Below are 12,237 nucleotides of genomic sequence, written 5' to 3'. Positions count from 1 at the left end.
CAGGGATTTGGCAGGATGAAGGAATGACTCTTTCACCTACCTTGACTTTCAATGACGGAAACACGATCCCCCAGCTTGGCTACGGCGTGTGGCAGGTTGAGGACGGCGTGGCGGAGAAAGTAGTCCGCCAGGCGTTCGAGGCGGGCTTCCGCCACATCGACACCGCAAAGATCTACGGCAACGAGGCAGGCGTGGGCCGGGCGATCGCCAGCTCCGGGCTGTCCCCGAACAGATCTTCATCACCACCAAGTTGTGGAACTCAGACCAGGGCTACGAGTCCACTCTGGCAGCCTTCGAGGAGTCGATGGACCGGCTGGGCCTGGAGACGCTGGACCTGTACCTCATCCACTGGATGCAGCCCAAGCAGGACAAGTACGTGGACACCTGGAAGGCGCTGATCGAGCTCCAGAAGCGCGGCCGCGTCAAGTCCATCGGCGTATCCAACTTCACGGCAGAAGGCCTGCAGCGGCTGATTGACGAGACCGGTGTGGTCCCTGCCATCCACCAGATCGAACTGCACCCCTACTTCAGCCAGCGTGAGCTGCGTGAGTTTGGTGCGTCCAAGGGCATCGTGACCCAGGCCTGGTCTCCGCTGGGCCAGGGCGGCGAGCTGCTTGAGGATGCAACCGTGGCGGCCATCGCTGCGAAGCATCAGGCGACCCCCGCGCAGGTTGTCATTGCCTGGCACCTTGCCATCGGCAACGTGGTGATTCCCAAGTCCGTCACGGAATCCCGGATCCGCGAGAACTTCGCGGCCCTCGAGGTTTCCCTGGATGCGGAGGATGTCGAGGCCATCAACGCCCTGGACCGCACTGCCAGCGGCGAAGGCCGGATCGGGCCGGACCCGGCAGTGTCCGACTTCGCCTAACGCTGATTTCGCCTAAGCCGTACCCTGACGGCGGTACCGGACCCGCGCTGCCCTGCATTGAGGGCAGTGCGGGTTCCGCCTTAAGGCGGGTACCGGATCAGGCGGCGAGGCGGACGTGCTCGACGGTGACCTCGTCGATCACAGCCCAGCCGTCTTCACCGCTGCAGTACTTGTTGGCGAAGCGCTGGGCCTCGGCGTAGGTGTCGAAGATTTCGGCCCGCGACCGGCCGCAGTCAGCGTCGAAGTACGTGACGTGAAATTCCTGAATGGTGTGGTTTTCCATGAATCCAGTCTGCAACCGGGGTCCGACAATTCCTGGAAACAGCCCCGCGTGTTGTGGATTGGAGGAGCCGGCGGCGGCTGGGGGAGGCGTACGCGGTCTCAGACGGACGCCCTCGTCGCCGGCTCCGCTCACTACGGTACGGTCCGGGCGCGCCCGGCACCCGAGTAATCGGTACGTGATTCTGCCAGGGGGGTGCACCTGCCCGCAGGGCGGTGCCAGCCGGCAGGTTACGAGCCAGGTTCTGGATGCACGCGCCCTGGCGTGTACCTCCGGTTGCCGACGCCGGCTTCCCGGGGAAGCATGAAGGCCAGGACCGAAATGATGATTCCGATGGCCCCCACGAGCGGGTGCATCACAGGGTGGAAGACCTGCATCCAAACCAGCTGCACGAGGATCCACGCCACCAATCCGAGCCCGGAGAAAATCGCCGCCGCGCGGGCGTAGCGCCACCGGACCAGTACAGCGGTGGCGGCGAGCAGCTCTCCTGCCCCGGGCAGGAGGAGCAGTGCGATGCCGGGCACTGTCCAGTTAGTGAAGGGGGTGTGCTGCAGCCAGTCCTGCTGCAGCTCCATGGCGCCGGCCAGCATGAACCAGCCTCCCGCGACAGCGAAACATCCCACAAGAAACTGCAGGGCGACCAGCGGTGCCTTTATTTTCATGGTCCCTCCAAGAGTGCTGTGTCCAAGCGGGCACCCTTCCACACTCGCAGCTGACGGCACGCAGTGGCAGGGGCATAGGTCCCCAGGGATTTGGACGCCGCCGATGCACGACAGTCCCGCCGCGAAACCTGCTAGCTGCTGAGCCGGAGGACACGTTCCCGGGCGAGCATCACGGTCCGGCCTGCCTTGTCCGCCTCCCGCAGGGCTTGTTTCGCTTCCGCCGCGGTGGCCGCAAGCTGCTTGCGGGCACGGTCCAATTGCTCCTCCGCAGCCTTCAACCTTTCGCGGAGTTCGGCAGCCTCTTGCACCAGGGCGTCAATTTCGGAGCGGGTTTCCTCCACCTGCTCCTGCAGCTCCTCCGCCAGGCCGTTCGTCCTTGCTTCTTCCGCCTGCGCTTCGGCGAGGGCGGCCTTTGCCTTTTCCAGCGCAGGCGGCGAGGCGGGCCGGGGAGTCTGCCGGACCGCCTCAAGCCGGGGTTTGGTGGCCTTTGGCCGGGAGGTGCGCTCCGGCGTCGGACGTTCCTTCCTGGCCGGTACGGACGCCAGTGCAGGCCGGCGAGGCGGGGAAGCCGATGGCGCAGGCAGGGCATCGGGTACGGCCACCGTGCCCTCCAGCTCCGCGGCGCTCACCCCGTCCGCCGAGAGTGTCTTCAGGAGCCGCCCGCTGCGGACGGCCTCCGCTGCACCTTCGTCCGCGGTCAGGGCACGGAGCGTTTCCTCCACGTCGGCGGCAATGGTGTCGCTGATCACCCGGCCCTGCTGCTGGACGACGGACCGGGCAGTGTCGACGGCGGAGGCGAGCATGGTGCGGCGTTCGCGTCCCAGTTCCCGGAGGGACTGTGCGTCGAGTGACGCCTGTGCGTCCCGCATCCGGGACCCGAGGTCGGCCAGTTCCGCCAGGACGTCCGGCTCGTGCTGGGCAAGCATGTTGACCGCCCAGGCAGCGACGGAAGGTTTGGGCAATCCTTTGACGGCTGCAGCCAGCTCCTTGTCGGCCCCGGCAGCCTCTTTTGCCGCGGCCGTGCGTGCCGCCACGAATTCCTCGAGCGGCACGGCGTAGAGCTCGTTCGCGATGTCCGCCAGGGCCTGCTCATCCATGTCCGCCATCATAGGCGGCGGCCCCGGCAGTCCGGACACAAACGGGATGTACAACCCTCAGTCGGGAGGGGAAGCGGTGGAGGAGCCGACGGCGGCTGGGGGAGGCATACGCGGTCTCAGACGTACACCCTCGTCGCCGGCTCCGCTCACCACTTTAGGTCCGCGCACCCGGCCGGCGCCCGAGTATCCAGTACCTGATTCAGCGCGGGGCAATACGTGCCGGCTGCCACGCGCCGGGGCGGCCTTGCACAACCCCGCTGGCGGATGTGGCGTGCTTGACTGGGGGCGTGATCAGAAAAGCCCGGCTGGAGGACGTTGAGCGGCTGCGGAACATCGAGACCGCCGCCGGTGAGGCCTTCCGTACCCTCGGGATGCACGCCATCGCAGATGACGACCCGCCCAGTGTGCAGGAGCTCAGCCGGTATGTAGCCGCCGGGACGTGCTGGGTCAGTACAGCTGCGGAGCAACAGCCTGTCGCCTACATTCTGGTGGACCAGGTTGACGGCAATGCCCACATCGCACAGGTCACGGTGCACCCGCTGTACGCGCGCCACGGCATTGGCAGTGCCCTCATTGATGAGGTTGCCTCATGGGCCGCGCCGCAAGGGTTCGAGGCACTGACCCTGACAACGTTCCGGGACGTCCCCTGGAACCGGCCCTATTACGAACGGCTGGGCTTCACCGTTGTGCCGGAGCGGTTGTGGGCGGCGGGGATTCGGCGGTTGGTTCTGGTGGAAGCTGCGGACGGCCTGTCTGCATGGCCGCGCGTGGTGATGAGGAGAGCCCTGGGGGAGTAGGGCTGGCCTGGGCTGGCCGTGACGGATACCATCGTGCGATTTGACCGGCACCCTATCTGGACCAAGGCCTGACGTGCTTCAGGCGGCATCTGCTATGTCTGAGAGTGCTCCTTCATCCGAGCTTTGGCTCTCCCGGCTCTGGCCTTCATCCGTCTGTCGGCGGGCCCTGGCCAACGCGATCAACAGAGTCAGGACGGTCACCGTCCAGGCAAGTCCGGTGAGGAACACCAGGCCGATCGCCGCTAAGGGGTGCATGGCCAAAGTCTAGGACTGCAGCACCGGGAGGCCCGGGTGAAACTCCGCACCGTCAGCGCCGGAATTTTGCAGAAGATGAAATCTTCAGGCGGTGCCCAGAGACGCGGAAAGGGTGCGCCCGTTCGCAAGGCGCACCCTTTCCGACTCCCCTCACAGCCAAATCCCCATTCGACTGAAACCATAATAAGCATGCTTAGCAATGTGTACAAGCCGCTCACGTATTTATGGGCAGAGGTCATCGCCTGAGGCCTGGAAGTCGTCCATGGATTCCAGGCAGTATCTGCTGCTTAACCAGCGAAAAACCCCGGAAACCCCTGTATTTAGGGGCTGTCCGGGGTTTATCCCGAGCTTCCTATCAGAATCGAACTGATGACCTTTTCATTACGAGTGAAACGCTCTACCGACTGAGCTAAGGAAGCACACATGAAGCTTCCGGCGGAACCGGGTCCCTCATGCAAGAGTCAACTGTAATAGAGTCCCCGCGCCCGGGTCAAAATGGCGCGGGGGCCGCAGCTGAGGTGTTCAGCACACGGTGTTGTCGGCGGGTACCTCTCCGCTCACCAGGTACCTGTCGACAGGATCCTCCAGGCAGCTGTTGGCCCTGCCATAGGCAGTGTGCCCCTCACCCTCCCAGGTCATGAGCGTGGCATTTCCCAGCTGCTTCCGCAGCGACGACGCCCATTCAACGGGGGTGGCGGGGTCGCCGGTGGTGCCGATCACCACAATGGGCGATTCGCCGGTGTACTCAACCGGGGCGGGCGTCCGGACGTTCTTGTGCGGCCAGTCCTGGCAGCTGGTCCCGCCGTAGGCGAAGAAGTAACCAAGCGTGGGTGACTCCTGCATCAGGCGCTGCTGTTCGGCGCGCATGGCTGCCGGGTCGGACTCCATGGGGTAGTCAAGGCAGTTGATCGCGTTGAAGGCGAACGTCGAGTTGGATGTGTACGAGCCGTTGGACGACCGGTCGGCGCCGAGGTCCGCGAGGCGCAGCATCAGGCTCACATCGCCTGTCATCGCCGCTTCAAGTGCCTGTGTCAGGGCCGGCCAGCTCTGGTCATTGTAGAGCGGGGTGATCAGGCCGCTCACGAACATGGTGGCGTTAACAACGCGGCCGTCCTTGGCGGTCCGCGGCGTCTCCTTGACTGCGGCGATGAGATCTCGGATCTGCTCCACGCCGGAGTCCACGTCACCGCTCAGCGGGCAGCCGTCCTGCTGCTGGCAGCTGGCAACGTAGGCCCGGATGGCCTTTTCGAAGGCGCGGGCCTGTCCGCTGGTCAGCTCCTCGTTGCTGATGGAGGGATCCAGGGCACCGTCCAGGACCATGCGCCCCACGTTGTCCGGGAAAGGGAGGCGTAAGTGGAACCCAGGAATGTGCCGTAGGAGTAGCCCAGGTAGTTCAGCTTGGTGTCATTGACCACGGCGCGGAGGATGTCCAGGTCCTTCGCTGCGCTCTGGGTGTCGATATGTGCCAGGACTTCGCCGGTCTTCTCGGCGCACTGGTCCGCGATCGCCTTGTTGTCGGCCCGGGCAGCTGCCAGTCCCTCATCCGTTTCCAGGTCGTAGATCTTGGCCCGTGCGGCATCCCGCTCGGCATCGGTCAGGCAGGTGACGGGCGCGGAGCGCTTCACGCCGCGGGGATCGAAGCCCACCAGGTCATACGCATCCCGGACTGGTTGCGAGAAGTGGGTTGTGGCTGCGTCCTTGACGAAGTCGTAGCCGGATGCCCCGGGCCCTCCAGGGTTGACCAGCAGGCTGCCGGTCTTCTTGCCGGTGCTCGCAGCCTTCAGGGCGGCTATCTGGATGGTCTCGCCGTCGGGATCCCCATAGTTCATGGGAACGGTGACCTTGGCGCACTGGAACTCGTTCTCGCAGGGCTCCCACACCACTTCCTGCGAGTAGAAGCGCTCCAGCCCGGAAGGGGCGGAGGCCACGATGGAAGGATCGGCCTTGGCGGTTGCCGTCTCCTGGGTGCGGTCTCCGCCGTTGAGCAGGCTGCACGAAGCCAGCACCATGGCAAGAACCAGGGCGCCGGCGGCACGGAGCCCGGTCGCCAGGGACCGGGGGCGTGCGGGCAGGGGGCGGGCAGTCATCGGGTCTCCTTGGAGGGCTAGATCAGGCTGGCTGCCATGGATTCAATGGTCAACAGCGGGGCAACGTTCGTGGTGGTGATGCGTTCACGGGCTTTGTTGATTGCGTCCATCCGCGCCAGGGTGGTTTCCGGCGTTGAGCGGCTGGCGAACTCCTCCAATTCGCTCCTCAGCTCAACGTTTACCAGCTCCACAGCATTCCCGAGCTGGATAATCAGCACGTCGCGGTAGAACGACAGCAGATCGGTGAGGGTCCGGTCCAGGGAGTCGGTGATGGACCGTTTCGCCCGGCGTTTCTGGTCGTCCTCAAGCTGTTTCACCTGGCTTCGCATGGCCGGGGAAGGGTTCCGGACTCCGGTGCGCCCAGCGTGGCTAGCAGCGCGGCCTTCTCCGCGGCGTCGCGCTCCTCATTGGAGCTGGCGGCTTCCGCGGTGGCGATTTTCACGAGCTTGTCCGCCATCATCACGGCCGCCGTGACGCCCCGCAGTCCGAGCGGGAACCGGACGGTTTCGAGGCGGCGTTCCCGGGCCGCCTCATCCCTGGCCAGGCGGCGGGCAATGCCGACATGGCTTTGCGCGGCGCGGGCCGCCCGTTCGGCAAGGGCAGGATCGACGCCGTCGCGCTTCACCAGGAGGGCGGCAACATCCGAGGCGGGCGGCAACCGCAGCGCCACGCTCCGGCAGCGGGAACGGATGGTGACCAGCACGTCCGCGGGGGAGGGTGCGCAGAGCATCCACACGGTGCGCGGCGTGGGCTCCTCAATCGCCTTGAGGAGCACGTTGGTGGTCCGCTCCGCCATCCGGTCCGCGTCCTCCACCACGATGATCCGCCACCGGCCGGACGACGGCCGGTTCCCGGCGGCGGCCACCAGTTCACGCGCCTCGTCGATGGTGATGGTGACCTTTTCGGTCCGCACGAAGGTTACATCGGAATGCGTTTCGCCCAGGATGGTGTGGCAGGCCTGGCAGGTGCCGCAGCCGCGCAGGTTCACATCCTCCTGGTCGCAGTTGAGCGCAGCGGCAAACGCCTTGGCCGCATTCGAGCGTCCCGATCCCGGAGGGCCGGTGAACAGCCAGGCATGGGTCAGGCTGTCACCGCTGGAGGCCTGGCGCAGCTGTTCGACGACGGCGGGCTGGCCCTGGAGGTCGTCCCACACGGTCATGGGTTACCGCCGCCACGGGCGCCAAGGGAGGGAACCGCACCTGCCGGGGCGACTGGGCGGACTGTCAGCAGGGCGTCCACCCGCTCCAGGATTTGTGCCGCCAGATCCCCGACCGGGAGCCGGGCGGGCAGCACCAGGTAGGCGTCCGGGCGGCTGCGGGCAAGTCCGAGGAATGCCTCGCGGATGCGGCTGTGGAATTCGTCCGCCTCGGACTCGAGCCGGTCTTCAGCGGCGTCACCGGCGGTGCGGCGCTGCCGCCCCACTGCCGGGTCCACGTCCAGCAGGATGGTGAGGTGCGGTTGCAGCCCGGACGTGGCCCACTCGTTCAAGGACCGGACGGCGTCCGTGCCGAGATTCCGCCCGGCGCCCTGGTAGGCGACGGAGGAATCGATATAACGGTCCGTCAGGACGATCTCGCCGCGTTCCAGTGCCGGCCGGATCACCTGGGTGGCATGCGCCGCCCGCGAGGCGGCGAAAATCAGCGCTTCGGTGTGGGCATCAATGTGGCCGTGGCCATGGTCCAGGACCAGGGAACGCAACTTTTCACCGATGGCGGTGCCGCCCGGCTCCCGGGTCCGGAGTACCGTCAGCCCCCGGGATTCAAGCGTTTCCGCGAGCCGGACCGCCTGCGTCGATTTGCCGGCACCGTCGCCGCCTTCAAACGCGATGAAAAGTCCGGACCCTTGTGTGCTCACACCTCAAGACTACCGACCGCCAGGGCCAATCAACGATTGCGGAACCGCGCATGTGGACAGGCCTGCCGGCCCTGCCATGCCCTTCCGGGAACATGGCTGCCGGGCCAGTACGCTTTTGACCATGAGTCTTTCCGAACAGCACGCGGCCGACCTGTCAGCAGAGACAGTGGTGGTTGCGGCCGGACGTCCCCCGCGGGAACGGGACATGCCCGTGAACCCGCCCCTGGTCCTTTCATCCACCTACTTCGGCACGGGTTCGCTCGATACCGGCGACCGCGGCTACGGGCGCTACTCCAACCCCACGTGGGATCCCTTCGAAGAGGCACTCGCCCGGCTCGAAGGAGCCGAACTGCCCGGGCTGCTGTACTCCTCGGGCCTCGCCGCCGTCAGCTCCGCGCTGTCACTCATTCCGGCCGGCGGGGCGCTGGTCATGCCCAGCCATAGCTATTCGGGGACCCTTGTGATGGCCTCGGAGCTGGCCCAAAAGGGTTTTCTCGAGCTCCGCACCGTGGACATCGCCGATACCGACGTCGTGAAGGCTGCGCTGGCACCGGGCGGTCCCGGAGCACGCGCCGCGGCGATGCTGTGGCTGGAAAGCCCCACCAACCCGATGCTCGGCATCGCTGACGTCGCGGCACTCACGGAGGCGGCGCACGCGGCAGGTGCCATCGTGGTCACCGACAATACTTTCTCCACGCCGCTGGTGCAGCAACCGCTGGCCCTCGGCTCCGACGTCGTCCTGCATTCGGTGACCAAGTACCTGGGGGGCCATTCCGACGTCGTCCTGGGCGCCCTGGTGACGTCAAACCCTGACATCCGCTCGGCCCTGCTGCACAACAGGACCATCCATGGCGGGATTGCCGGCCCCTTCGAAGCATGGCTGGCCCTGCGGGGCCTGCGGACGCTCGCGCTCCGGGTGGAACGGTCACAGCAGTCCGCAATGATCCTCGCGGAGCGGCTCAGCAACCACCCCCGGGTAGAGTCCATCCGGTTCCCCGGGCTGCCAGCCGACCCGGGGCATGAGCGGGCGAAAGCCCAGATGAAGGGATTCGGATCCATCGTCTGCATCCAGGTGGCCCCTGCCGGGGACTGGACGGCGCCGGGGCAGCGGACAAGCTTGTCCAGGCCCTGGAGCTGTGGCTGCCGGCCACGTCCCTCGGCGGCGTCGAATCCCTGATCGAACGCCGCCGCCGGCATGCTGCCGAGCCGACGAGCGTCCCGGAGAACCTGGTCCGACTGAGCGTGGGCATCGAGAACGTCGAAGACCTTTGGGCCGACCTGGAGCAGGCGCTGGACACGTTGGGAGGCTAGGCTTGGGTTGTGGACGGTGAACTGATTATTCGGCCTGTTGAAACGGCAGTGTTCTTTATCCTTGCCCTGGTGGCACTGGGCCTTGAGCTCTGGGCCGTGGTGGACTGCGCGCGGCACCGCGCCAACGCCTTCGAGGCAACCGGCAAGCGGACCAAGACCTTTTGGCTGGCACTGACCGGCGGCGCGGCCTTTGTTGGCGTCATTTCACTGTTCGGCAGCGGCGGCGGCATCTTCGGCACCCTCGGCCTCTTCGGGCTTGCCGCTGTGGTGGCCGCCTCTGTGTACCTTGCAGACGTGCGGCCGGCGGTCAAGGACGCAGGCCGTGGCGGCAGCCGCAACATGGGCCCCTACGGTCCCTGGTAATCCCCGCAGGCCCCCAGGCTCGCAAGCTCGCCCAGGGACCCCTGCCGGCGTGGGCCCACCACCGGCTCCTGGGCCCGCAAGCCTGGCACGGATTCCTGCCGGCGTGAACCCATCCGGCTAAGGCCGCGGAGCCACCGCTTCCCAGTCCACCGTCAGTTCGCCAAGACGCCACCGGGCCGGCCCGTCCTGCACCGGCCAGCCGGCGTCGCGCAACGACCGGCACATGCCCTGCCAGCGCTGCCGGTTGCCGAACGACGCCAGGGGAGCGGCTTCCAGCCAGGCACGGTCCATCGCCTGCAGCAGCCCGTGCACCCGCTCGCCGGGAACGTTGCGGTGGATGAGCGCCTTCGGCAGGCGTTCGGCCACGTCCGAGGGCAGGTCGAAGCTGCCGAAGCGGACTGAAATGCTCAGTGACAGGGGCCGTTCGGCGTCCAGCGCCACCCACGTCACCCGCCGCCCGATCTCATCGCAGGTCCCGTCAATGAACAGGCCGTTGTCCGGGAGGCGGTCCTGGACCAGCCGCCAGATGCCCGCCACGTCCGCCTCCTCGTACTGCCGCAGCACATTGAATGCCCGCACCAGGACGGGGCGGCCGGGGACGGGAAGTTCGAAGCCTCCCACGTGGAAGCTCAGGCCCGGCCGCTGAAGGGGCAGGGCGGCCTGGACGCGTGAGGGTTCGATCTCGATGCCGCGGACCTGGACGTCCGGCCGGACCGCGGCCAGCCGTTCATAGAGTTCGACGGCGGTGGCCGGCGTGGCCCCGTAGCCCAGGTCCACCACCAGCGGGTCAGCCGCGGACCGCAGGCGCCAGGCCTGGGGTCCGGTCAGCCAGCGGTCGAGGCGGCGCATGCGGTTCGGATTGGTGGTGCCGCGGGTAACGTTGCCCACCGGCCGGCCCTGCCGGCCCGCGGTGTTCCTGCCGGTGATCTGCGGGGCGGCCACCCGTTCAGCCTTTTGAACCACCGCCCCACCTTACCGTTGCCACGGCAGCGGAGGCTCCTCCGCCGTCGGGTTGTAACGCTGGGCGGGCGGCAACGGCGCTCGGCTAGGATGAAAATCATGACTTACAAGCTGATTCTGCTGCGCCACGGCCACAGCGAATGGAACGCCAAGAACCTGTTCACCGGCTGGGTGGACGTTGACCTGAACGACCAGGGCCGCCAGGAAGCAGCACGGGGCGGTGAGCTCCTGGTGGAGAACAACGTACTCCCGGACGTGCTCTACACCTCCCTGCTGAAGAGGGCCATCAACACGGCCAACATCGCCCTGGACAAGGCTGACCGCGGCTGGATCCCGGTGAAGCGCGACTGGCGCCTGAACGAGCGCCACTATGGCGCCCTGCAGGGCAAGGACAAGGCCCAGACCCTGGCCGAGTACGGCGAGGAGCAGTTCATGGAATGGCGCCGGTCCTACGACACCCCGCCGCCGCCCCTGGACGACAACTCCGAATTCTCCCAGGCCCACGACCCGCGCTACGCGGACCTCGGTGACGCGCTTCCCCGCACCGAGTGCCTGAAGGACGTGCTGGTCCGCCTGCTCCCGTACTGGGAATCGGACATCAAAGAAGACCTGAAGGCCGGCAAGACCGTCCTGGTCACCGCGCACGGCAACTCCCTCCGCGCACTGGTCAAGCACCTCGACGGCATCAGCGACGAAGCCATCGCCGGCCTGAACATCCCCACCGGCATCCCGCTCGTGTACGACCTGGACGAGAACTTCCAGCCCATCAAGCGGGGCGGCACCTACCTCGATCCCGAAGCTGCCGAGGAAGCCATCCTGGCGGTCGCCAACCAGGGCAAGAAATAGGGCAGTAAACAACGACGGCGGGCTGGTCACCCTTGGTGGCCAGCCCGCCGTCGCTCTTAAGGACGTGGCGGTCAGCTGTGCTCGATGCCGTTCGGCTGCCATGCGCCGGTCACCAGATAGGTAACCTTCTGGGCGACCGAAACGCCGTGGTCCGCGAACCGCTCGAAGTAGCGGCTGGCAAGGGCCACGTCCACAGTGGTGGCGGGCGACTCTTTCCACTCCGGCGCGGCGATCGCCTTGAAGACGCTCAGGTGCAGGTCGTTGATGACCGTGTTGGCCTTCAGGATGTCCCGGGCCACTTCGAGGTCGCGGGTCTCCAGCAGGACGGTGAGCTTGGCAGCGATTTCCTTGTCCAGCTCGGCCATCTGCTTGAACGTCTCCGTCATGGACGCCGGAATCACCGTGGACGGGAACCGGAGGCGGGCCAGCTGCGCGACGTGGCGGGCGAGATCGCCCATCCGCTCCAGCGATGCACTCATACGCAGGGAGCCCACGATCATCCGCAGGTCGCTGGCCACCGGGCCCTGCAGCGCCAGGATGTCGATGGCCCGCTCATCCAGGCTGTTCTGCAGGAAGTCAATGCGCGCGTCGGCGGCAATGACATCCTGGGCGAGGTCCACATCCGCCACTTCGAAGGAGGTGGTGGCTTTGTCCATCGCTTCGCTGACCAGGCGGGAGATCTCCACCAGCTGGTCACCGACCGCGGTGAGTTCTTCCTGAAAAACCTTACGCACGTAGGCGTCCTTTCCTTGAAACCCCTGCCGGGCCCGCTTCCGGGCAGCAGGAATCGTGTGGCCGTTCGGCACTCCAACTGGTTACTCTGCCAGTATCCGGTAAACGGTTGGGCCCTTGAAGGT

Annotated in this window: 9 protein-coding genes, 1 tRNA gene and 4 pseudogenes; 5 read left to right on the top strand and 9 right to left on the bottom strand. The window is 66.5% G+C overall.

The annotated features are described in order from the left end of the window. Positions 1-23 precede the first annotated feature (23 nt). Positions 24-868, top strand: a pseudogene (locus ACPEE0_RS16275) (aldo/keto reductase). 97 nt (positions 869-965) lie between these two features. Here ACPEE0_RS16275 and ACPEE0_RS16270 read toward each other — a convergent pair. The 3 genes from ACPEE0_RS16270 to ACPEE0_RS16260 all read right to left on the bottom strand — a co-directional run bounded on the left by ACPEE0_RS16270 (position 966) and on the right by ACPEE0_RS16260 (position 2,907). Next, entirely contained in the window at positions 966-1,151 is a 186-nt protein-coding gene (locus ACPEE0_RS16270; protein ID WP_424574864.1) for a hypothetical protein, read from the bottom strand. A gap of 227 nt (positions 1,152-1,378) precedes the next feature. Continuing rightward, on the bottom strand, positions 1,379-1,810 hold the full coding sequence (locus tag ACPEE0_RS16265; RefSeq protein WP_424574863.1) for a hypothetical protein: 432 nt from the start codon (positions 1,808-1,810) through the stop codon (positions 1,379-1,381). Between the two features lie 131 nt (positions 1,811-1,941). Further along, entirely contained in the window at positions 1,942-2,907 is a 966-nt protein-coding gene (locus tag ACPEE0_RS16260; RefSeq protein WP_354176490.1) for a hypothetical protein, read from the bottom strand. Between the two features lie 287 nt (positions 2,908-3,194). Here ACPEE0_RS16260 and ACPEE0_RS16255 point away from each other — a divergent pair, with 287 nt between their 5' ends. Further along, a complete protein-coding gene (locus tag ACPEE0_RS16255) occupies positions 3,195-3,704 on the top strand; it encodes a GNAT family N-acetyltransferase (RefSeq protein WP_424574861.1) in 510 nt (169 codons plus the stop codon). A gap of 601 nt (positions 3,705-4,305) precedes the next feature. Here ACPEE0_RS16255 and ACPEE0_RS16250 read toward each other — a convergent pair. The 4 genes and pseudogenes from ACPEE0_RS16250 to tmk form a co-directional block, all read right to left on the bottom strand. Next, positions 4,306-4,378 (bottom strand) — tRNA-Thr (locus ACPEE0_RS16250). 103 nt (positions 4,379-4,481) lie between these two features. Next, a pseudogene (locus tag ACPEE0_RS16245) lies at positions 4,482-6,046 on the bottom strand (alpha/beta hydrolase). A 17-nt stretch (positions 6,047-6,063) separates the two neighbouring features. Continuing rightward, positions 6,064-7,205 (bottom strand): annotated as a pseudogene (locus ACPEE0_RS16240) (DNA polymerase III subunit delta'). Further along, the gene (gene tmk / locus ACPEE0_RS16235; protein WP_424574860.1) at positions 7,202-7,900 is read right to left on the bottom strand and encodes a dTMP kinase; all 699 of its coding nucleotides are present in this window, start codon (positions 7,898-7,900) and stop codon (positions 7,202-7,204) included. Before tmk ends, ACPEE0_RS16240 begins: the two are co-directional and overlap by 4 nt. 121 nt (positions 7,901-8,021) lie before the next feature. Here tmk and ACPEE0_RS16230 point away from each other — a divergent pair. Further along, positions 8,022-9,211, top strand: a pseudogene (locus ACPEE0_RS16230) (trans-sulfuration enzyme family protein). 9 nt (positions 9,212-9,220) lie between these two features. Beyond that, on the top strand, positions 9,221-9,574 hold the full coding sequence (locus ACPEE0_RS16225) for a DUF2516 family protein (protein ID WP_009357295.1): 354 nt from the start codon (positions 9,221-9,223) through the stop codon (positions 9,572-9,574). A 117-nt stretch (positions 9,575-9,691) separates the two neighbouring features. On the opposite strand, the gene ACPEE0_RS16220 is transcribed toward ACPEE0_RS16225, so the two are convergent. Next, on the bottom strand, positions 9,692-10,537 hold the full coding sequence (locus ACPEE0_RS16220) for a class I SAM-dependent methyltransferase (protein ID WP_424574859.1): 846 nt from the start codon (positions 10,535-10,537) through the stop codon (positions 9,692-9,694). A 96-nt stretch (positions 10,538-10,633) separates the two neighbouring features. Here ACPEE0_RS16220 and ACPEE0_RS16215 point away from each other — a divergent pair, with 96 nt between their 5' ends. Further along, positions 10,634-11,380, top strand: a complete 747-nt coding sequence (locus ACPEE0_RS16215; RefSeq protein ID WP_424574858.1) for a phosphoglyceromutase — start codon at positions 10,634-10,636, stop codon at positions 11,378-11,380. A 71-nt stretch (positions 11,381-11,451) separates the two neighbouring features. On the opposite strand, the gene phoU is transcribed toward ACPEE0_RS16215, so the two are convergent. Continuing rightward, positions 11,452-12,114 carry a phosphate signaling complex protein PhoU gene (gene phoU, locus ACPEE0_RS16210; protein ID WP_009357292.1) on the bottom strand — a complete coding sequence of 221 codons (663 nt, stop codon included), beginning with the start codon at positions 12,112-12,114 and terminating at the stop codon, positions 11,452-11,454. Positions 12,115-12,237 lie beyond the last annotated feature (123 nt).

This window comes from Arthrobacter sp. SD76, assembly GCF_049726125.1.
Taxonomy (GTDB): domain Bacteria; phylum Actinomycetota; class Actinomycetes; order Actinomycetales; family Micrococcaceae; genus Arthrobacter; species Arthrobacter nitrophenolicus.
This window is presented reverse-complemented; position numbering and strand designations above follow the sequence as displayed.